General features: G+C 62.1%; 15 protein-coding genes. 3 read left to right on the forward strand and 12 right to left on the reverse strand.

All coding sequences use genetic code 11. The features are described from left to right. Nucleotides 1-64: 64 nt before the first annotated feature. Complete coding sequence (locus F0M18_RS10280) at nt 65-1984, reverse strand: DUF3604 domain-containing protein (RefSeq protein WP_149611341.1); 1920 nt, start codon at nt 1982-1984, stop codon at nt 65-67. A gap of 195 nt (nt 1985-2179) precedes the next feature. Between F0M18_RS10280 and F0M18_RS10285 the strand changes: the two genes are divergently transcribed. Further along, nucleotides 2180-4729 carry a M1 family metallopeptidase gene (locus F0M18_RS10285; RefSeq protein ID WP_262500907.1) on the forward strand — a complete coding sequence of 850 codons (2550 nt, stop codon included), beginning with the start codon at nt 2180-2182 and terminating at the stop codon, nt 4727-4729. 93 nt (nt 4730-4822) lie between these two features. Here F0M18_RS10285 and F0M18_RS10290 read toward each other — a convergent pair whose 3' ends face one another. From F0M18_RS10290 to F0M18_RS10320, 7 genes are all read right to left on the reverse strand, one after another. Continuing rightward, a complete protein-coding gene (locus tag F0M18_RS10290) occupies nt 4823-5902 on the reverse strand; it encodes an MBL fold metallo-hydrolase (protein ID WP_262500908.1) in 1080 nt (359 codons plus the stop codon). Then, complete coding sequence (locus F0M18_RS10295; RefSeq protein ID WP_188109679.1) at nt 5892-6530, reverse strand: LON peptidase substrate-binding domain-containing protein; 639 nt, start codon at nt 6528-6530, stop codon at nt 5892-5894. The genes F0M18_RS10290 and F0M18_RS10295 overlap by 11 nt, the downstream gene beginning before the upstream one ends. Before the next feature lie 134 nt (nt 6531-6664). Then, nucleotides 6665-9061, reverse strand: coding sequence for a PEP/pyruvate-binding domain-containing protein (locus F0M18_RS10300; RefSeq protein WP_149611344.1), 2397 nt, complete (start codon nt 9059-9061; stop codon nt 6665-6667). Between the two features lie 33 nt (nt 9062-9094). Further along, the gene (locus F0M18_RS10305) at nt 9095-10357 is read right to left on the reverse strand and encodes a cytochrome P450 (RefSeq protein ID WP_149611345.1); all 1263 of its coding nucleotides are present in this window, start codon (nt 10355-10357) and stop codon (nt 9095-9097) included. 208 nt (nt 10358-10565) lie between these two features. Continuing rightward, nucleotides 10566-12179 carry an AMP-binding protein gene (locus F0M18_RS10310; RefSeq protein ID WP_149611346.1) on the reverse strand — a complete coding sequence of 538 codons (1614 nt, stop codon included), beginning with the start codon at nt 12177-12179 and terminating at the stop codon, nt 10566-10568. Between the two features lie 243 nt (nt 12180-12422). Further along, the gene (locus F0M18_RS10315; RefSeq protein WP_262500909.1) at nt 12423-12719 is read right to left on the reverse strand and encodes a chaperone modulator CbpM; all 297 of its coding nucleotides are present in this window, start codon (nt 12717-12719) and stop codon (nt 12423-12425) included. A 5-nt stretch (nt 12720-12724) separates the two neighbouring features. Beyond that, nucleotides 12725-13672, reverse strand: coding sequence for a DnaJ C-terminal domain-containing protein (locus tag F0M18_RS10320; RefSeq protein WP_149611348.1), 948 nt, complete (start codon nt 13670-13672; stop codon nt 12725-12727). A 258-nt stretch (nt 13673-13930) separates the two neighbouring features. Here F0M18_RS10320 and F0M18_RS10325 point away from each other — a divergent pair, with 258 nt between their 5' ends. After that, on the forward strand, nt 13931-14983 hold the full coding sequence (locus F0M18_RS10325; protein ID WP_149611349.1) for a hypothetical protein: 1053 nt from the start codon (nt 13931-13933) through the stop codon (nt 14981-14983). A gap of 103 nt (nt 14984-15086) precedes the next feature. Here the strand turns inward: F0M18_RS10325 and F0M18_RS10330 are convergent, their stop codons facing one another. From F0M18_RS10330 to F0M18_RS10340, 3 genes are all read right to left on the reverse strand, one after another. Further along, the gene (locus F0M18_RS10330; RefSeq protein ID WP_149611350.1) at nt 15087-16547 is read right to left on the reverse strand and encodes a flavin-containing monooxygenase; all 1461 of its coding nucleotides are present in this window, start codon (nt 16545-16547) and stop codon (nt 15087-15089) included. Next, nucleotides 16537-17802 carry an NADH:flavin oxidoreductase gene (locus F0M18_RS10335; protein WP_223177955.1) on the reverse strand — a complete coding sequence of 422 codons (1266 nt, stop codon included), beginning with the start codon at nt 17800-17802 and terminating at the stop codon, nt 16537-16539. The genes F0M18_RS10330 and F0M18_RS10335 overlap by 11 nt, the downstream gene beginning before the upstream one ends. A 181-nt stretch (nt 17803-17983) precedes the next feature. After that, complete coding sequence (locus tag F0M18_RS10340; protein ID WP_188109680.1) at nt 17984-18910, reverse strand: isopenicillin N synthase family dioxygenase; 927 nt, start codon at nt 18908-18910, stop codon at nt 17984-17986. Between the two features lie 91 nt (nt 18911-19001). On the opposite strand from F0M18_RS10340, the gene F0M18_RS10345 reads away from it, so the two are divergent. Further along, nucleotides 19002-20204, forward strand: a complete 1203-nt coding sequence (locus tag F0M18_RS10345; protein WP_149611353.1) for a site-2 protease family protein — start codon at nt 19002-19004, stop codon at nt 20202-20204. An 86-nt stretch (nt 20205-20290) separates the two neighbouring features. Here the strand turns inward: F0M18_RS10345 and F0M18_RS10350 are convergent, their stop codons facing one another. Continuing rightward, nucleotides 20291-22030, reverse strand: coding sequence for an N-acyl-D-amino-acid deacylase family protein (locus tag F0M18_RS10350; protein ID WP_149611354.1), 1740 nt, complete (start codon nt 22028-22030; stop codon nt 20291-20293). Between the last annotated feature and the right edge of the window lie 27 nt (nt 22031-22057).

Below are 22057 nucleotides of genomic sequence, written 5' to 3' on the forward strand. Positions count from 1 at the left end.
CGCCATGGCCAAGCGGGCACTCCCCGACCCACTGCCACTGACAGTGGGTCGGGGGAATGGGTACTCAGGGTGTGTACCAGATCGGAGACGTGTAAGCCCGCTCCTGGGTTGAAACCGGTGCCCCCTCGGGAATGTCGATGCCAAAGCGGAAGGCGTCGTGGGTGGTCCAGCGTGGCGTCGGAATTTCCAGCACGCGTGCGTAATAGAAGGCGCGCTGTTGGGGATCAAAGTCCGGGTCGGTCCAGACCGTACCCAGTTCCGACGCGCCGATGGTGTTGGTCCAGCTGGCTGTTCTGGCATCCACGGTGTCGCCGACCGGCGGTAATTTCCCATCCTTGCCCGGTTTGCGATCGCCTGCCCATACCACGTCGTAGACTTTCTCCATGGTCTTGCCACCTTCCTGCCAGCCCTTGACGATCTGGATGCGGTCGAGGTTGGCGCCGATGGTATCGCGCAGGGCATAGACCATAAAGCTCGGCGACTTGGCCTTGGCACGTGGCGGCAGGTCACCGCCCATGGGCACACCCTTTTCGTAACCGGCGAAGGCGGGTTGCCGGTTATTGAGGTCGCTGGCTTCAAACTCCCAGCCGCCGAAGAAGCGCACCGAGAGGCGTGAGCCGGTGGTCGCGTAGACTTCCTTGCGCTCCATGGCCTCAAACAGCGCTGCGCGGGTATTGTCGCGAGCCCACACTGCGGCCAACCCCGAGGCGACCTGCTGCCAGCCCATGATGGTGCCGTTATCGTTGCTCATGAACGGGTGGGTCATGCGTTCAGGGCCCGGCTCCGAGCCGGAGTGCTTGCCGAAGAAATTGTCCTCCTGTACGGCCGCCAGGGAAGTGTGGCTGTCAGTGGAGCCGATCATGCCGAACTTGTAAGGGTTGGTGCCCAGTGACTCCTCTAGCACCAGGCCGCGCTTGAGTGCTTCGCGGGCATACTCGCCCGGGATCATATCGTCGGTCTTGGCCTCGGAGACATCCAGGTTGCCGATATCCCAGGTTTCATAGTCAGCAAACTCGTCATCAGGCGACAGCAGGGGATGGGTTTCGCCGTCCCCCTTGATCTGGGTGACCTCGTACAGCGGCTCCCACTTGGCCCTGCGCTCGACGTAGTTGACGTCAATGGCCTTGCCGTCGTTCTGCACCTCCATCGGGAACATGATGCCGTTTGCCAGATTGCCGTTGTGGGCAATGGCGAGCACATTGCCGCCAGTGGTCTTCTCGTAGGACTCCATCCATGTCCACAGATCACGTGGATTGGTGCTGCCCTCGGGCGCAATGGTGGTGTACGGCACCATTTTCCCGCCTTTGTCGCCATCATCCTTGTATATCACCACCCGGTGCATGTTGTTCCCGCGTACCAGTGAGGTCCACTCGTAGCCGATGAAGGCGGTGAATTTGCCCGGGTCATTGAAGCGCTCCGCGGCGGCCACGGTCTTGGCCCAGGCGTCTTTATAGGGCTTGGAATCCGGCTTGTAGATCAGGGCCTCCGGGAATTCTCCCTGGGAGAATTTGCCGATGAGTTCCAGAGCCACGCCAACGCCTTCGCCGCGTTTGATGCGCTCATACCAGTCCTTGCCGGTAGGGTCGGACAAGATGTGCTCGGCGCCGGCAAACATGTCCGGGAAAAACCCCATGTTGTCAGAGTGGTCGGCGATGACCAGGAAATCCAGTGGTCGGGACAGTCGCACCGGTCCGCCGTTGGTCGACTCGACTTCCTCTCCCCGGGCGAAGCGGTAGGCGGCTTCCAGGCCCAGGCGGTTGCCGAAGGCACCCGCATCCATGGAAATGTCGGTATGCAGGTGGGTGTCGCCCCAGTACACGCCGGTGGCGAAGTCACGCCCGGCGTAGGGGGAATAAACCTTTCCGGTGTATTCATTGGACAGGATGGAAGCGTCCGCCGGCGCCGGAATCTGCGCGTTCGAGGGGGTGCCGGACACCGCCAGGACTGCCGCCGCAAGCACTGCGGCCAGGTAGTTGTTATGCATAGTGATTTTATCCCTGTAAAAATTGAGCCTACTCCACAGATTCCAGTGTAGCGCATTTTTTGCCGTGCAAGCGGCTAAGCCCTGGTGTGACCCCGGCGCCGCCTGCGCGGCCACTAGATTGATTGCCTCATAGCACTGGCCGGGCGGCCCTGCCGCGGCTAAGGTAGGCACATGCCAACCTTGGGAGTAAGTCGTGTGTTCAGAGCCTGTCTGGTGGTGCTGCTGATGGCATCGAGCGTGGCCATGGCCAGCGCGGTGCCGGTTGTAAACGGGGTATCGCTGGAGCTTGCACGTTACCGCGCGGCCAATGTCGCCAATATCAACTACCGGCTCTACTTTGACGTGCCAGCTGACGCCGCGACACCGATAAAGGCGAAAGTCCAGATACGGTTTGAGCTGGCCTCGAAGCAACAGCCATTGCAGCTCGATTTCAGGGAAGACAGCGCTTTGCTGGCCGCAGTCACCTGCAATGGCAAGGCTATCGAGATCGATCATCGCAATGAACACCTGGTCATTCCGGCCGCGGCTCTCAAGGTCGGCGTCAATACCGTGGACATCGCTTTTACTGCGGGCAATACCTCCTTAAACCGCAACCCCGATTACCTGTACACGCTGTTTGTGCCTGACCGTGCGCGCACGGCCTTCCCACTGTTTGACCAGCCGGACCTCAAGGCCACGTTTGATCTGACACTGGACCTGCCAGCGGGCTGGCGGGCCCTGGCCAATGGATCCCTGGCGTCGAGCGAGGAGGTAAACGGCAAGCACCGCCATGTTTTTCGCACTTCGGAAGCCATCAGTTCCTACCTGTTTGCCTTTGTGGCGGGGGAGTTCGAGCAGGTCACGCGGGAGGTCGATGGTCGGCCGATGACGCTGCTGCATCGCGACACCGATCCGGAAAAGGTGGCGCGCAATCTTGACGCGATATTTGCCCAGCACGCGCGGGCCATCACCTGGATGGAGGACTATACGGGCATCGACTACCCCTTCAGCAAGTTCGATTTCGCGCTGATACCGGGCTTTCCCTATGGCGGCATGGAGCATGTCGGGGCGATTTTCTATCGCGCCAACAAGCTGTTGCTCGAGGACAGCGCCACGGACCGACAGTTGCTGGACCGGGCCACGCTCATTGCCCATGAAACGGCGCATATGTGGTTTGGCAACCTGGTGACCATGGAATGGTTCAACGACGTGTGGACCAAGGAAGTGTTCGCCAACTTTATGGCCGCCAAGATCGTCAACCCCGAATTCCCGGAGATGGATCACCAGTTGAGTTTCCTGGTGGACCACTATCCCCCGGCCTACGAGGTCGATCGCAGCGCCGGTGCCAACCCCATACGCCAGGAGCTGCCGAACCTGGCCGAGGCCGGCCAGATGTATGGCAGCATCATTTACCACAAGGCGCCGATCATGATGCGCCAGCTGGAACTGATGCTCGGCGAAGCGGCCTTTCGGGAGGGAATGCAGGAGTACCTGGGTCGCCATGCCGGCGGCAACGTCACCTGGCCCGAGTTGATCGCTATCCTCGATGCCAGGACAAAAGCTGACCTGAAAGCGTGGAGCGCCGTGTGGGTGAATACCCCGGGCCGCCCCGAGTTCCAGTTGCGCCGCAGTGAAACCGGTTCTGCGCAGCTGCGCCAGGATGACCCGGCGGGCAAGGCCCGGGTGTGGCCGCAGCAATTTGTGGTCAGGTCGGGCAGTGGGCCGGCAGCGCCGGTCGTGGCCCTGCGCGCAACAGCGGCCTCGATCGCCTGGCCGGCGAGCTTGCCTGTGGACGCTGACGAGGTGTTGTTCAATGCCGATGGCATGGGCTATGGCCTGTTTCCCGCGCAGCTGGCGTTGACAGATACCTGGGGTGAACTGGACGACCTGCAGCAGGGCGCTCTGCTGATCGACCTCAACGAGAATATGCTTGCGGGCCGTGGCCCGCAGCCGCTCGCCTACCTGCAAACGATGCTGGGCTTGCTGGCGGCTGAGGACAATACCCTGGTGCTGGCCCTGCTGCTTGAGCACAGTGCCTATATTTACCAGAGCCTGCTGACACCCGTGCAGCAAGCGTCGGTGCAGGCACAGTTGGAAGGCGTGCTCTGGCAGCGCCTGGACGCGGAAACCGATCTCGGGCGCGCGCGCCAGTTTTTCGATGCCTTCACCGCGCTGGCGACATCGCCGGCCATGGTGCAGCGCAGCTATGCGTTCTGGTCCGGCCAGGCAGCGCTGCCGCAGGTGGCACTGTCCGAGAGCGATCGTATTCGCCTGGCGGAGATCCTTGCCCTACGCCTGCCCGCGCAGGCGGAGAAAATCCTGGCCACCCAGCTACGGCAAACCAGTAATCCGGATGACCGACGCCGTCTGGCCTTCGTGGCGCCCGCACTGTCTGCAGATAAAGACCAGCGCGATGCCTTCTTTGCCTCACTGGCGGATGAGCAGAACCGGGAGACGGAGTCATGGGTCATCGATGCGCTGGGCTATCTGCATCATCCCGCTCGCACCGCCGATTCGCTGGCGTACCTGGCCCCGGGCCTTGAGCTGCTGGCAGAGATCCAGCGCACCGGTGATATTTTCTTCCCCATGGCGTGGCTGCAGGCCAGCTGGTACTACCACAACAGCGCGGAGGCGGCCGCTATCGCCAGTGAGTTCCTTCAGGCTCATCCTGACTACAGTGAGCAGTTGCGGATGAAAATCCTGCAGGCCACCGACAGGCCCACACGGGCAAGAGACATTCTCGGCAGGCAAGCGTCGGCAGAGTGAGGTGGCCCTGGCGGGGCCCGTGCCGGTATTGACTGCGCCTGGAATCGTGCACGTGTTGCGCCTGTAAAAACGTCTTGTTACCAGGGCAGGGGTTCAGAATTCGCGGGTTTCCCCTATGTTCAACAGCCAGGCACCGTCACGGCCGAAAACGCTGTTGGCCGCTGCTGCGCGGAATCGCTGTGCGGGCTCGCGTAGCGGTTCGTCGGAAAGGTCGAACGTGCCGAAGTGGATACCAACGGTGGCCCCGGCGCGCAAATCCTCCGCCGCGCGAACGGCCTCCTCCGGATTCATGTGTGACGCACGCATCATCTCCCTGGGCGCATAGGCGCCAATGGGAACGGCTGCCAGGTCAAAGGGCCCCAGCCGCTCGCCTATGTCAGCAAAGCCGTTGAAGTACCCGGTATCACCTGCGAAGTAGAAGCGACGCTCCTGGCCGGTCACGGCCCATGACGACCACAACGCCCGTTGATCATCGGTCAGGCTGCGCTTGCTCCAGTGCTGGGAAGGCAGGCAGTGAATGCTTGCGCCCTGGAATTCCACCGTCTCGCCCCAGTCCAGCTCGCGGACCTGATTGATGCCGTGCTTGCGCAACAAATCGCCGTTACCCAGCGGCACAAAGAACACGGTATCGTCGTTGCGTGCAGCGAGCGCGCGCAAGGTGGGCAGGTCGAGATGGTCGTAATGGTTGTGGGAGATCACCACGAAATCCACAGCTGGCAGGTCAGCCATGGCTATGCCGGGAGCCACGTAGCGCCGCGGCCCGATCATGGGTACCGGGCTGGGCCAGTCTGACCAGATTGGATCGGTCAGGAAAGTGAGGTGTTCCATCTGCACCAACAGCGTGGCGTGCCCGACCCAGGTGACTGTCGGCACGCTGTGCTGTGCGTTCTCGCGCAGGAACGCACCGTCGTTCTCGACGCGCTCTGCCGCGCCATCGCCATCGCGGAAGTACGTGCCAAGGCGTCGCAGGAAGAAAGGCATGCGCACCGCGGCACTGCCGTGATCAAGTTTCCCGTCCAGGTTGCTGAAGCGTCCGTCAGCATCGCGCGGGGCACCGGCAAACCCCGTGTCGTCGCCAGCACTACCCATGCCAGGCAGCATGGCAAGCAAAAGCAGCGCGCACAGCCGGGCGCCGCGTATCCGGTCTCCGGCTGCGGCGGGCTTATATGCCATTGATCATGTCCAGGATGTCATCAAGGCGCTGTTGTGGGTCAGTCTGCTCCAGCAGTGCCTGTGCCATTTCCGGCGGCATACTCATCATGCCGGTGACGGCGAAGCTGAATTCCTCCGGGGGCATCTGTTGCCAGTATTCGCCGGTGAGCGCGGACTTTATTTCGGGGTAGTCGTGCCCGATGATCAGCAATCGCTGCAGGATCTTGGCTTTGGACTGTTGCAGGGTTTCTCTCTGGCTCTGCGCTATGGTCTGGTCGGGCATATCCCGGCAGCTCCAGATGCTGAAGGGCAGGGTTTGCTTCTCTTCCTCGATCTGCATGCGCTGGTTCGGGCTGACCCGAATCAGCATGCGCCCATCTTCCAGTTGCTGCAACAGCTCAACCGGCCCCGCGGCTAGCACCTGCTCGGGCTGGTAGGTGGACTGGTTGTTGTTGAGCGCCTGTTCGCGACTCTGGCTCGGTTCGCTCGCGCGGATGACCTTGCGCGTATGGCACACACCTATGGGCAGGCTGTGGTCAATGCAGTGCTTCACCATCTGCCGATAGCGCGGTTCGAATACATGCAGGGTGCGCGGTACACCGGGAAAGGAGACCGCTCCGGGAATGGGAAAGAGGGCAACGTCTGTCATCTGCTGGGGCACCTCTGCCGGGTTTGTGGCCTGTGCACAGGACATGCATGGCTTCTGGAAACTGTGTAAAAGGTACGCAACCGGGGCCGGTTCAGATGATCGCGCCTGCGCAGGGGCTGGCCTGGAAACAGGCCCTAGTTCAGAATCTCCACCATGCCACTGTCACCGTCCAGTCGCAGTCGGTCACCGGACTTGATCACCCGCGTACCCACACGGCTGTTCACCACGCAGGGCAGGCCGTATTCGCGGGCGATGACGGCCCCGTGGGACACGGCGCTGCCCAGGTCGGTGACCAGGCCCGCGATCATGCTGAAATAGGGCGTCCAGCCGATGTCGGTGATGGGGGTGACAAGGATCTCTCCCGGTTGCAGTTCTGCCGCTTCCGCCAGCGTGTGCGCCACCCTGGCGGTGCCCTCGACCACGCCACTGGACGCGGGGCGGCCTGCTATCTTGCCCTCGCCAGCATCCGTCACCTGTTCCTGCAGCGGTGTCGGCGCTCCCACGCTGATCTCAGGGAAATCGAAGCGCTGCTGGAAAGGCAGGGCAGCACGCCTTAACTCGGCTTGCCTGACCATGGCCGGGTCTTGGGAAGCCACGAAGCCGGGCAGTTCCTCGAAAGTGAAGAAATAGACCAGGTCTGCATCCGGCAGGGAACCCTCGCTAACCAGCAGTTCGCCGAGATGGGCGAAAGCCCGCTTGAAGCGGTGGGCCACGGTAACCAGGTGCGACTTGGTGTGCTCCCGCCGACGCACGGCATTGTGTGCCTTGGGCAGGATCCATTTCAGGCCGCGACTCAGGCCAACCACGTCCACACTGGCATGGTGTGCGCTGTGGGTGGTCGCGCCAGCCAGGCGTGCCCTGACGCCGGCCTGCATGCTCTGCACCAGTTGTTCCTGGTCTTCCGCCCAGGACGGGTCGCGCATGCACAACTCGCGATAGCCGCGGTGGCCGTGCGCTGCCAGGAACTGTTCGAACTGTTTGCCGGTTTCCGGCGCGTGGCGTAGCCAGTGCAGGGCCGCGGCGGTTTGCGCCTCGCAGAAGGAGGACCTGGCTTCCGGCAGGGAAGCGATATGGTCAACCAGCGCATCGAGCTGCAGCACCATTTCCGCGCTTTCCACCTCGGTGGCCCCGGCAAGCAGTCGCATCGCCTCCGCCTGCTCCTCGAGGGTGGCGTGATTCGAGCGTTTGGCCACCATGTTCTCGACGATGGCTGACAGAAAACCTGACAGGGAAGAGGACTGTATGTGCACCGCCATGGCGTGCTCATAGAACCACGCTTTCTCAGACAGTTGCGCCATCATGCTGCTGGCGTCGTCCAGGTGCGCGATGTGGAAGCCGGCTACCTCGGCGTCGAAGCGCTGCACAACTTTGGGTGCGCCGAGGGCGTAGCGCAACAGGCGCAGCGTGTTGATGACGCGTCGCCGGGTTGGCAGCGGCGGCAGGGCCTTGAGTTCAGGTACCGGGCGGCCGCAGAGCGTCTGGGCGGTCTGCTCCGGGGTGGAGCCGAGCACGCCGGCGCTCATCACGATGTTGCCGGTCAGGTTGAGGAACAGGTGACCGTACGCCCACGCCGTGACCTGCCAGTCCTTGTCAATGCGCTCACGGGTACCGACCGCCACCTGCATGTGTTGCAGGCCGTAGTCGATGCTCCAGCCGGTGAAGGAGCCGGTCAGCGGGCACACCGCCCCCGGCATCATCTCGCCGATGTTGCTGATGGTGAGCACGTCGTCCGGGCGCGGCAGGGTGGTGTCGCATTCGTTGAGGTCGGCGGGAAGGGTGGTGACGGGGCGTGCCTGCAGCCAGTAAAGCTCGCCGTCGGCGTCAATGGCCCACTCCAGGTCCAGCGGGTGGCCCTCGTGCACTTCGGCCTGGCGTGCCCCGCGGGCGATGCCGGCCAGGTCCTCCGCCGACAGCACCGCCGCCTCGCCTGCAAGTGACTGGTGTATCACCTTGTCCTGCCGGTCGAGGGCAAAATGGTCCGGGGTCGCCTCGCCGCTGACCAGGGCTTCGCCCAGGCCCGCCACCGCATCGATCACCAGCACATCGCGCCGGGCACTGACCGGGTCGGCGGTGAATGCCACCCCGGCGGCCCTGGCGTTTACCATGCGCTGTACGACAATGTTCATGGTGGCCGCGTCGCCCTCTTGCCGGCCGGCGTACTCCCGCGCACGCTCGCTGTAGAGGGAGGCAACGCACTGGTCGATGGCGCTGAGCAGGGCGTCGTAGCCCTGCACATCGAGTACGGTGTCGTATTGCCCGGCGAAGGAATCGTCTGCCCCGTCTTCCCCCTCGGCGGAGGAGCGCACCGCCACGGGATGCTTGCCAAGCGCTTCCCAGGCCTCGCGCAGTCCGTCCGGGTAGCGGCCGCGCTGGGCATGGCGAATGACAAAGGCCGGTGGCACGGCGAGGCCCATGCCGGTCAGGCGCGACAGGCCATAGGCTTTGCCGCCGACCGAGGTATCTGTCACCTCACTGAGTTGCAGTATGGCCGGTTCAGTGCGCTCCGGCGCACGGCGGGCTGTGTCTTTCATTCAGGCGATGTTCCCTGCCTCAGTATGCGGGTTTCAGGCGGCCTCACTTTTCACTTCGGGGTCGAACGTGATGGGCATGTGCTTGATGCCATTGACCAGGCTGCCGCGGGTGTACCTCACCGGGCCGGCAAACTTCGGGTTGCGCAGCCGCGGAATGATTTCTTCCATCATGATGCGCAGTTCCAGCCTGGCCAGGTGACTGCCCAGGCAGAAATGCTGGCCGATGCCGAAAGACCGGTGTTCCTTGTACAGGTTGGGCATGCGCTGGGCCCGGGTGACGTCAAATTTCATGGCATCGTCACCGAAGATGGATTCGTCGTGGTTGACGGTGTGATAGTGCATGATCAGCTTGTCGCCTTTCTTTAGCTGGTGGCCGCCGAGCTCAATATCTTCCATGACCGTGCGGCGCATCAGGATGAAGGCCGTGTTGTAGCGCAGCATTTCCTCGCAGGCGTCGGCAATCTTGTCCGGGTGGTCCACCAGGTACTGCAGCTGGTCGGGGTTCTCCATCAGCAGGCGCATGCCGTGGCTGGTGACGGTGCGGGTAGATTCATTGCCCGCCGCGATCAGCATCAGGAAGAACCAGACAAACTCGTCCTGGTTGAAGCCTTCCTCGCCCTGGGTGCCCTTGAGCAGGGCGCCGATAATGTCGTCCTTGGGGTTTTCCTCGTGCTGCGCCGCCAGTTTCATGGCGTACTCGATGACGTGGAAAGACGCCATTTCCGCGGCTTCCTTGTCGACGGCCATTTCCGGGTCGTCATTGAACATCATGGCGTTGGTCCAGTGGAAAAAGTCGTGGCGGTCCTCGCTGGGGATGCCGCACAGTTCCAGTATGGCCAGCAGCGGCAGCTCCGCGGCGACTTCTTCGACAAACTCGCACTCGCCGCGGCTGGCGACGCGGTCAATGATGTTCCTGGCGTGTTCGCGAAACCGCTCCTCGTAGGAGTCGATAGCCCGGGGGGTGAACACCGAGCGCACGATGGCGCGGTTTTTCAGGTGCCGTGGCGGATCCATGTTGATGGTCATGTGGCGCTGGATGGTGGCAAGCTCTTCCTCGCTGTATTCATCGGCGAGCACACTCTTGGCCTCGGATGAAAACAGTTGCGGGTTCTTGGAGATGAAATCGATTTCATCGCGCCCCGTCACCAGCCAGTAGGGTACGTCGCGTGTGGGATCGTCCATCCAGTGCACGGGCCCCGACTCGCGGATTTTCCTCAGCTCATCGTAGGGCATCCCCTCGGCATAGGTGTCTGGATCTATCAGGTTCTGGAAATTGGCAAATGGACATTGGCTCATGCTGGCGCCCTCCGGTAATTATTGCCCACACTATATACTAATAGTCATTAGTTCGACAAGCTGCAACGATCCAGGAGAGCGGTAAAGGGCAGGGTGTCTGCGACCCGTTGTCTGGCCTTGCCTCGCGTAAATCCAGAAGCCGTCCAGCGGTGGTGCTTGCCTGCCCGCGATCGTAATTTGCGGACGATATCGTCGGCATAACGAATGCTTATTCGAGCACTGTGTGCTCGCCGGCTGCAAAGGCTTCGCGGAGCCTGAATTTCTGGATCTTGCCTGAGCCTGTCAGCGGCCAGTCCGCTACCCTTATCCAGTAGGCAGGTGTCTTTTGCGGCGACAAGCGTTCACGAATGAAGGCTTTCAGCTCTGCTGCCGAGAGTGGCTGATCTGCACTGCTGCGAATAAAGCAGGCCACCTGCTCGCCCCACTTGTCGTCCGGTACTCCGACTACAGCTACCTCGTCTATCGCCTCGTGCTCCAGCAGGGCGTTTTCGATCTCCACGGGAAACAGGTTTTCACCGCCGCGAATGATCATCTCCTTCACCCGTCCGGTGATCTTCACGTAGCCACGTGCGTCCATCTGTCCGAGGTCGCCGGTATGCAGCCAGCCCTCGCTGTCGATGGCGGCAGCGGTAGCATCCGGGTTGTCGTTGTAGCCGAGCATGACGCTGTAGCCACGGGCGCAGATTTCGCCCTGCTGGCCGATAGGCATGACGCTGTTGGACGCCGGATCGCGGATTGACAGTTCCGTGTGGGCCACTGGCTGCCCGATAGTCTGGGTCAGGTCTTCCAGCGAGTCCTCATACCAGGCCTGGGTGAGCACCGGGGAGGTTTCGGTCTGGCCATAGACAATCTGTATGGGCGCCCCGAACACGGCCTTGGCATCGCGGCAAAGTTGCGGCGCGACCATGGCGCCGCCGGACATGATGCGCTCTGTGGAGGACACGTCCCGGCCCGAGCGCCGGACTTCTTCAATCAGTGCCACCAGCATGGTCGGCACGCCAAGAATGAACCGGGTGCGCTCGCGTTCAATCACCCGGGCAACCATGGCGGGCTCGAAGAGGGGCGCGAGCAGCATGGTCGCGCCGACTCCCAGTCCGCCCAGGACCAGGATGGCGCAGCCCGTGGTATGGAACAGTGGCATGTTGTGCACGAAGGCATCCCCCGGTTCCACGCCGGCGCGTTGCATCGTGTCGATACCGTTGCGCACCAGCCCGTGGTGGTGCAGCAGGGCGCCTTTGGGGAATCCCGTGGTGCCGGAAGTATATTGAATCTGTACAGGATCATGCGGGCTGGGGTCACGCAGCGCCCCCGTGTCTTCGCCGGCAAAGAGCGCGTCATGGTCAGACAGCAGGATGCGGTGCCGGATAGCGGGTATGTCATCGCAAACGGCATCGGCAATATCCTGCATCGGGTTGCCTCGGAACTCGGCGACATAGTAGATCGCCTCCGACCGGGACTGCTCGAGCACGTATTTGAGCTCGTTTTTCTGGTAGGCAGGGTTGACGGTCACCAGGATGACGCCGGCGAGGCCGCATGCCAGTTCGAGCAGCACCCACTCGGGCACGTTGTTCGCGTACACCGCGATACGGGCGCCTTCTGCGTGCCGACTGGCCAATGCGCGTGCGAGGCGCTCGGCATCAGCCGTGAGTTCGGCATACGTCCAGGTGCGGCTGATGTCACCGCTGTCGGTCAGTTCCTGCAGCGCGATATGGTCAGGCGCCCGGGCGGTGGATTCGCGCAGCATCTCGCCGATGGTCATGGCGGCAGGTTCGGCCTCGCCTTGCGCCGGAAAATATGACTCGGTCAGTTCTACCTCGTACATGGTGCACCTTCTGTTCTTAAAGTTATTGGAATCTGTACGCCGCTGGCGTCTGGCCCGGCTATCAACTGCTCAACAGGACTGCCTGCGCTTACGGCGATGATATCGGTACCTTTCGCTCCATACCTGCTGCCCTGGTAATCGTCATTCAGGTGAGGCTGTGTGCCCGGCACAGGTGTTTACTATAGTGCATCCAGCGCAGCGCCGGGTGCTGTGTTGGCGCCGATGGAACGCTGGACGAACGCTTCACTCGCTGAAGAAACGGCGCAGTTGTTGCCGCAAACGGCGGTTTTCCTCTGCCAGTGACTGCTGTTGTTTGAGCAGGTCGATAATCGTCGCCACGGCTATCCAGTCGATATCCAGGTCGCGCCGCAGGCGCAGGGCTTTATGTATCCAGCTCACATCGGTAGTGCGAAAGTGCCAACTGGCAACATCCCGCCCGGTGACCGGAGCGGCGATGTTGTACTCCACCACGCGCAGCACCACGGCCTCGTCAATCTCGTCGTATTCACACAGTTCCTGATAACTTACCTGCAGTTCCATAGCGTTCACCTCTCCCACTCTGCTCGGGGGTCGAAACGCGCCTCCCGGGAAAGCTGTTGCCACAGCTCGTCTGTCTTGTCGTTATGGTAGTCCGGCATCACCACCTTGAGAACCGCATAGAGGTCACCCCGGCCTGACTTGCCATGCAGGCCTCGCTCTTTCACACGCAGGCGCTGGCCAGACTGGCTGTGGGGCTTGATGGTCAGGTTGATCTTGCCCTCCAGGGTCGGCACCACCACCCTCGCGCCCAGGGCCGCCTCCCAGGGTGCCACCGGCACGGTGATAACCAGGTTGTGCCCCTCCACATCAAACAGGGGGTGCGGCACCAGCCGCACATGCAGATAGAGATCACCCGCCGGGGCGCTGCCATGGCCGGGTGTGCCCTGGCCTTTCAGGCGGATCCGTTCTCCCTCGGAGATGCCGACGGGAATCTTCACGTTCAGGGTTTTGTGTTCGTACTGCAACTGTCCGTCGACGCTGACCGGAATGCGGTAGCTGACCGGCTTGGAAATCTCTTGCACGGTTTCTTCCAGAAAAATCGGCACTTCGATTTCAATATCCTGGCCGCGCATCCCGGCGCCGCTCGTCTGGCTGCCTTGTGCCTGCCGGAAACCCCCGCCAAAGATGGAGGAGAAGAATTCAGAAAAGTCTTCCTCTGAGAAGCGACCGTTGTAGGCGCCGTAGGCATTGGACTCCCATCCGGGTGGTGGCTCGAAGCCCTCACCGGGACGGGCACCACCGTAGCGGCGCAGTTCATCGTATTCCGCGCGTCGCTCGGTGTCTTTCAGTACCTCGTAAGCTTCCGCTACTTCCTTGAACTTGTCCTCGGCCCCAGGATCAGGGTTGACGTCAGGGTGGTAGGTCCGCGCCAGTTTGCGGTAGGCGGTTTTGATTGCCTTGGCATCCGCTTGCGGATCGACGCCCAGTACCTGGTAATAATCCTTGAATTCCACGGGGAATCAGCTCTCCATCGATGGATAGGTCATAAGTACTTATATAGATGCGGATCGCGATATCTCAAGGGTATGGGCTTCGGTAGACCGCAGTAAACAGGCCGCGGTAGCGGGCCGGCGGCGCGATTTGGCATCGCCTGGAAGTGCGCCAGCCGATGCATCGCCCTTCGCGCCCGCTGATGCCAGTTTGCCAAACTCCCGGGTTTGGTCTAAACCAAGAGACTCATGGCGGATTGTCCAATTTGGAGGGACGCGCTGATGAAATGGATCAGACTGGCCGTGGTTGCGGCCGCCGTGGTGGCCCTGTCGGGCTGCAATATCGTTATCCGTGTCGGGGAGGGCGGCAGTGTGACCTGGAATGATGGTCGCAGCAGCTGCAGTGCCGGCGAAGAGTGCATCGTTGCCGTCACCGACTTCCTTTTTTCCGAAGTGTTTGTGGCCAGCGCCGACAGCGGTTTCGAGTTTGACGGCTGGCGCCGCCGGAGCCGCGGTCTCTGCGGCGGCTCATCCGGCCCCTGCGAACTCAGCACTGAAAACCTGCCCCGCAACGCGGCAATTCGACGGCTACTGCAGTCGGATGACGAAGACTTCTTCCTGGTGGCCGAGTTTAGCCCCAGCGCAGGCGGCGGTGGCGGCTCGGGGACCGGCAATGCCATGGCCTGCTTCAACCCGGAACTGCTCAGCCAGGGCACCCAGGCGAGCATTGAATATCGTGTCAGCACGCCCGGCGAGCCCGACCTGAATACAACCTGGGAGCAGGTGGTGGTTGGCCGGCGCAACTTCAATGGCCAGAGCGCCACCAGGATTGTGACCCAATTCGAGGTTTTTGTAGACGGGATTCGCGCGCAGGCGGAACTGTCCGCCTACGTACAGGTGAATCAATCGGCGAAACGGGTCAAACAACTGGGTACCGAGCTGGAAGCCAGTGCGCAGGGTGTCACGCTCACCACGGTGGTGACGCACACGCCGTATTCACTGTTCCGCTTTGATCTCACCCCCGGCGAGAGTTACCAGGACAATTACACCTCCGTGGTCGAACTCAACAGCCCGGCGTTTCCACCCGGCTTCAGCCAGCGACAGGAATTCCGCTTCCGCGACACCTACACCTACCTGGGGCAGGAAAGCGTCACGGTCCCGGCTGGCACCTACCGTGCCTGCCGCTGGGAGCTGGTGTCCAGGGGTGGCGGCGAGACTGTTACCACCGAGGTCTGGATCGATGTGAAGTCGGGCGTCACCATACGGGAAAGGGGCTCGGACGGTTCCGGGCTGGAGATGTTGCGGGGCAGTACGCTTAACGGCAGCAGAATCTAGGCATTCGCTGCGGCAACGCCCCGGTATTGGACGCGTACGTGCCCAAGCGGGGGCCGCTGCGGCTGGCTGTGAGCTGGAACCACCGCTGTGCGTCCCGGTCTTTTCATTTTTCAAACACCAGGACCCCATCCTCGATGGGTGCCCGGCCGATTGTTTTCCTTTCCCGTGTGTAGTTCTGGCAGTTGGTCCAGGGATCGCGGTCGCCCTGGGAGGGAAAACGGTGGGCCACGCGGTGGAAGTAGTTGGCACTGAAGTCGGTGAGAAAGGGGCGCTTTTCCATGCCCAGTTCTTCAGGGCGCAGTCGCGGCGTTACCTTGCGCAGCCCGTTACGCTGCATGTGTGATACCAGGCGGCAGAGGAACTCGGCCAGCAGGTCCGCACGCAGGGTCCAGGAAGAGTTGATATACCCGAAGATGTTTATCAGGTTTGGCACGTCGGAAAACATCATGCCCTTGTAAGTGTAACTGTCGGCCAGGTCGTGCGGCTTGCCATCGACAGAGAAGGCCACTTCGCCCGCCATAACCAGGTCAAGGCCGGTGGCGGTCACCACGATATCCGCGTCGAGGTGCGCGCCGGACTGCAATTTAATGCCGGTCTCGGTGAACTCCTCGATATGATCGGTGACCACATCTGCTTTGCCTTCACTGATCACTTTGAACAGGTCATTCTCCGGTACTGCGCAGAGACGCTGGTCCCAAGGGTTATAGTGGGGTGTGAAGTGCGTCTCCACGTCATAGCCCTCGGGTAGTTGCTTACGCGCGCCATCTATCAGGTAGCGTTTCATCCGCTGCGGCCAGATCCGGGTCAGCGTATAGATGAGCCACTGCATCTTCACGTTGAGCCAGCGTGTCATTCGATAGGCGGTCTGCGAGGGCAGTATTTTATCGAGTATGCGCCACACCGGATCATACTCGGACCGGTTGATCATGTAGGTCGGGGAGCGCTGCAACATGGTGACCCTGGCGGCAGTTTCGGCCATCGCGGGTACCACGGTTACCGCTGTTGCCCCGGAACCGATCACCACCACCTTTTTGCCGCTGTAATCCAGGTCCTCGGGCCAGAATTGAGGGTGCACAACCTGTCCGCGGAAACGATCGATGTTGGCGAACTCCGGGGTGTAACCCTGTTTGTAGCTATAGTACCCGGCGCACATGTACAGGATGTTGCCGCGAAACAGGTGAGACTCCCCATCCGCCGTCACTGCGGTCACGGTCCAGCAGGCGTCATTGCTTGACCATTCGGCGCTGACTACCCGGTGCCCGAAACGGATATGCGGTTCAATATCGTTCTCGGCCGCGGTCTCCTGAACGTAGTGGCGAATCGATGGCCCGTCGGCGAGAACCTTGCCTCCGCGCCAGGGCTTGAATTTGTAACCCAGGGTGAACATGTCACTGTCAGAACGGATGCCCGGGTAGCGGAAAATATCCCAGGTGCCGCCGATGGATTCCCTGCTCTCGAGAATGGTGTAGCGGGTATCGGGCAGGTTGGCCTGCAGTTGCCGTGCTGCGCCTATTCCGGAAAGCCCGGCACCGATTATCAGTACGTCGTTTATGTCAGGTTGCATTGGCTTCTGCGCTCGTGGTTGGTGCCTGGGCCGCGGGAATGCGGTTCAGTTCGAGATCATTTGGCGGGTTGTGCACACACCAGGTCCCGGCTGGATGATAGATGTAGGCGACACAGGCGTTGCAGTTGTCACAGCCTGACTCAGTCAATTCCCCGCTGCGGAATTTGTTGACCAGGGCTGGATCATGAATCAGTGCACGGGCCATCACCACGCAGTCGAAGCCCTCGGCCACCAGTTGTTCGGCATTGGCGAGGGACTTGGCGCCGCCCACATAGGCCAGGGGTATCTGCACTGCAGCGCGGATGCGGCGGGAGTTTTCCAGAAAGTACAGCTCCCGGAAGGTGACCTTGCGCTCGCTGGAGGCGGCGGCCTTCATCATCAGCGCCGTCAGCCGCTCACCCTGGGATTTCAGCACCCGGCTGATGGCTTCACGGTTCATATTGCTGCCAAACATGTACCAGGTGGACTCGACATTGCGACCGCCGGAAAGCACCAGCATGTTCGCGCCGGCCCGCTCCAGCGCTTGCGCGGTGATAATGGAGTCTTCTACCTGGGTGCCGCGGCTGATGCCATCCGCCACACTGATTTTTGCCAGCACCGCCAGGTCATCGCCCACCGCCTGCCTGACGGCGGCCAGTACGCGAGCCGGAAAGCGCACGCGGTTTTCCGCGCTGCCGCCATATTCATCACTGCGCTTGTTGCTCAGTGGGGATATGAACTGGTTCAGCAGGTAGCCATGTCCCATGTGCAGTTCAATAGCGTCAAAGCCGGCCTCTCGGCAGAGTTGTGCCGCACGCACAAACTCGTTGATAACGCGGGTCATGTCCTCTTCATTCATTGCGCGGCTGAAAAAGTTGCCCTTCAGGGCCCCTGCCGCATTGAAGCCACCGGAGGAACTGATGGTCCGTCCCTTGACTTTCATGCCCGTCACGAATGATCCGCCATGGGTAAGCTGGGCGGAGATAGCACCGCCCTCTTCATGCACGGCGTCGGTGAGAACCTTGAGGTCGGGCAGTGCCTCCTCGCGCATCCATATCTGGTTGGGCAGTGTGCGCCCCTCGGGGGCGACTGACATGTAGGCGACCGTCGTCATTCCCACGCCCCCGGCGGCAAGCTCGCGGTGATGCCTGACCAGCGCCCTGGTGGGTTTGCCATCTATGCACATGGCTTCGTTGGCGCCGGACTTCACAAAGCGATTGCGCAGGGTGATTGGGCCGATAGTTACTGCATCAAAAGGATTCGGGGCAGCAGTCATGGGCAGGGCTTCCATCTGGTCAGGTTCAATACCGGGATAATAGCAATCTGCCTACCCGGCGAGTGAGTCTTTCGCCGAGCGGGAACCTCACGGTTCAACAATGCAGGCGAAACGAGGCCTGTCCGGCCGCGATGCGGAACATGCCCGGCGCACCTGCGCGCGGGCCCGGGCCAGGTGTGCATCAAAGCCGGAAATCGCTGATCTGGATTTCCGTACCCGCATCGGCGTAGTCGCCCGCCGCACGGCCGGCACGGAATTCCCCCCAATTGATCGGCCGGTAGTGTGGCGCGGCACCTTGCAGGGCGCCAGGCAGCGGCGCGTATACGGTATCGTATCCGGGATTGAGAAAGAACGGTGCGCTGTAACGCGAATGCGCGGCATTGGCCAGGACACGGTGCAGCGGCGCCCGGTAGCGATCATTGGACCAGACCTGGACAATATCCCCGATGTTGATGATCAGTGCGCCGGGCTCCGCCAGCACCGTGTGCCATTGCCCTGCTCGAAAAAACTGCAGCCCGGGCTGGGCATCAGGTAGCAGCACCGTGAGCGCCCCGGCGTCCGTGTGGTGGCTGATGCCCAGGTGCCGGTCCGGTTCACCACAGGGCGGATAATAATTCAGGCGAAGGAAGCTGGAGTGGCCCTCGCCAAATTCGCTCTCCAGTTTTCCCCTCGGCACACCCAGGCATTCACCAATGTCGGCCAGCAGGGTCAGGGCCAGGGCCTGGTTGGCGGCAAAGTGCGCCTCCATGGTTGCCCTGAAACCGGGAAGCTGCGCCGGCCAGCGCGTCTGCGCGCCGCTGAAGGGGCCCTGCGCAGACGCGGGCCCGATATCGAGAATCTGTTTCCAGTCGCGCACATTCTTGGTGAGCTCCCGGTCGTAAAACCCCCAGGGGTTGGCGGCCGTGCGCTCGATGTCCAATTTATCCTGGTGGGGCAGCGCGAAGAACTGCTGCATGCCGGACAGCACGCTGCGGCAAAGCTGGGCTCCCAGAGGGTGATTGCTGAGCTGAAAGCAACCCCATTCCCGGCAGGCGGCGTCCAGCGTGTCCAGCCAGCCGGTCTCTCCGCGCCGGGTGAAATCGAGTGTGGGCACCGCCTGTGATTGCATTGTTCGTCTCCCGACGCATTGACGCAGGGCTAGCATTATAGAAGCAGGTGGACACGAGTGGGAGCCAGTCAGACCCTGCTATGATGATGGCATGAATCAGCAAGCATCAACGCCGGGCGGGCCCGATCCGTCGCCGGCAGAACGCCGTGGGCTGGAGCTGGGCAGTGTGTTCGGTATTCGCATCTGCCTGGACTCCAGCCTGATCCTGATCTTCGCACTTATTGTCTACCTGTTGGGCGCGAACGTGTTTCCCGGTTGGCACCCGGAGTGGCCCGGCGTCACGACGTGGACGACGGCCGCCATCGCCGGCGTGATGTTCTGCGTCTCGGTGCTGGCCCATGAACTGGCGCACTCACTGGTGTCCCTTGGCTTCGGTGTGCAGGTCAAGCGTATCACCCTGTTCCTGTTCGGAGGCCTGGCGGAGATCGAGGAGGAGCCGCCGACGCCGCGGGCGGAGTTCCTGATTGCCATTGCCGGTCCCCTGACCAGCCTGTTTATCGGTGTTGTCTGCATCCAGGTCGCGACCGCTTCCGCGGGCGTGGAGCTGGTGGAATTGCTTGCCCAGGGACAGGAAGAGGCCCTGGCTGAACTGTCGCCATTGGCAACCCTGTGCCTGTGGCTGGGGCCGTTCAATATTGTCCTCGGGCTTTTCAACATGGTTCCGGGTTTCCCCCTCGACGGCGGGCGGGTGCTGCGCGCCCTGCTGTGGTGGCTCTCTGGCGACCAGCGTCAGGCCACCCGTATCGCCTCGGCCAGCGGGCGCATCTTTGGCTGGATGCTGATGCTGCTGGGGGTGATGCAGGCGGTTTCAGGGGCGGTCATGCAGGGTCTGTGGCTGGTGCTGATTGGCTGGTTCCTGTCTCATGCCGCCTCCAGCAGTTATAGCCAGATCGTTATCCGCGACCTGCTGCGCGGGGTGACTGCCCGGCAACTGATGCGCACTCACTTTGAGACCGTGTCACCGCAGACCCGGGTCAGCGCGTTCATCGATGACTACCTGCTGCAGAGCGCGCAGCTGCTGTGGCCGGTAGTGGAGGGCGAGCAACTGGTTGGCCTGCTCACACTGGAAGAGGTGCGCAAGGTGCCGGAGGATGACAGGAGTGTGGTGACCGTGGGCCAGGTGATGCATACGCAGCTCGGTCGCTACACACTGGCCCCGGATAGCGATGCCCAGAAAACCCTGGCAGCCCTGTCTCAGCACGACTCGCCCATGGCCGTGGTGGAGGGCGGCCGCGTGTTGGGGCTGCTGTCCCAGGTCGACGTCGTCAAGTGGATGCGCCTGCACGATCTTTAAGCCACCGGCAGCAGCTGGTTGAAACCTGACGCGCCGGCTTGGCGTTGGCGGCACTGGCGCCCGCGACGGGCAAAGCGCTCCGCGGTTCAGGTCGCCTGCGGGCTGACCATCACCCCGGGGCGAGCATCCGTTGCCTTGCTGCCGTCGAAGGTCGGCACACCGTTCACCAGGGTCAGGCGCATTGGCGCCGGTTGCCGGGTCCAGCGCCAGGTATGGCCACCCTTTCCATCGGGTACATCGTAGACCCGTTCCATCTCCCTGGACTCGATCTCGTCGAGATTGAACACGGCAATGTCCGCGCGCTTGCCTACCGCGATTTCACCCCGGTCCGGCAGTGAGAAGTGCCGGGCCAGTTTGCCGGTCATGGAGTGGATCGCCTCCTCGATGCTGATCCTGCCGGTATCGCGCACCCAGTAGGTCAGCAGCTTCACGTTCTCCCCGCCGCCACACAGCATCTGCCCATGTGCTCCGCAATCATTGATGTTGCCCGCGGCGAGGGGGTCACGAATCAGGGCTTCCACCACGTCTTCGGTAATGGCGAAAGGCGGCATGGTCACAGTGGATTCAAGACCGTTGGCCAGCAGCCACTCCGCCATCGCATCGGACGGGTGCTGCGCGCCGATCTGCTGCTGGTACTCACCCAGCGTGGTGTGGGTGGGCCCGACCCCATTGTCACTGTTCAATAATTGCAGATTCTCTGCGCGTCCCTGCGGGAACGGGGAGAACTCGAAGGTTTCCTCGTCCCAGGACTTGCGCGCCCGCGCGCGCCAATCCGGGTCGCGCAGGATGCGGGCCTTGGCCTCGTCGCCCTCGGCCACCACGACCTCGTGCCACACATAGTCATTGGACTGGGCAAAAATCAGCGAGTTTTGCACGCTGAGCGTGGACGTGATCGGGATATGTGCAAAGCCTGTCCAAAAGTCCTTGCCCTGCTCCTTGAGCTGGTTATGCAGTTCCACCAGCGGCGCCTGTATACCCATCAGGTCGCGCTGGAATTCGAGTGTGGGTACGCCCCCCCATTGCACACGTACATCGAGTCCCTCCGACAGGCGCGCGAGGCGCTGCAGCGAGTCGGCGGCGGTCATGTTGCGGAAGGTATCGAGAATGATTTGCAAACTGCAGCCGGGATAGCGGTCGAGCACTTCCATCAGTGCGCGGAACTCGGCATCGTCGGCCTTCAGGCTCGGTACCGGGCGGTCTTCGCCGTCGTGGTCCATGAGGTTGGATGACATGCCCATGGCGCCGGCCTGCATGGCCTCGTCCAGCATCCGGGCCATGTGCTCGATCTCCGCCGGCGTAGCAGCGCGATCCCAGGCCTCCAGTCCCATCGCCGCCAGGCGCAGGGCGATATGTCCGCAGTACACGCCGTAGTTCAGCGGCACCTTGCAGTTGGCGACCATCGAATCCTTGTACTCCGGCCAGCTGCGCCAGTTCCAGGGCAGCGACTCGATAAAAGGTGCTTCGGGTATGTCTTCGAAAAAGGAAAAGATCTTCACCACCTCGCGGCGGGCTGCCTCGTCGTCGGAAATCGGGGCGGTAGCGAAACCGCAGTTGCCCATCACCTGCGTGGTGGCGCCGTAACCGGGTAGCGGGTCGAGCCGGTCATCCCACCACATGGCTCCGTCGTAATGGGTATGCGATTCGATAAAGCCGGGCGCCACGTAGCAGCCACTGGCGTCGTAGACCTGTTCGCCCTCGGCCGTGAGCTCGTCGCCGATTTCAGCGATCAAACCGTCGCGCAGGCGCAGGTCGGCCCTGTAGACCGGGGCGCCGGTGCCATCGACCACGGTGCCGTTCTTGATAAGGAGGTTATCTGACTGGCTCATGTTGCGGATCCTCTGGTTGGTTGGGCA

The sequence above is a fragment of the Pseudohalioglobus sediminis genome, assembly GCF_008370495.1.
Lineage (GTDB): Bacteria > Pseudomonadota > Gammaproteobacteria > Pseudomonadales > Halieaceae > Halioglobus.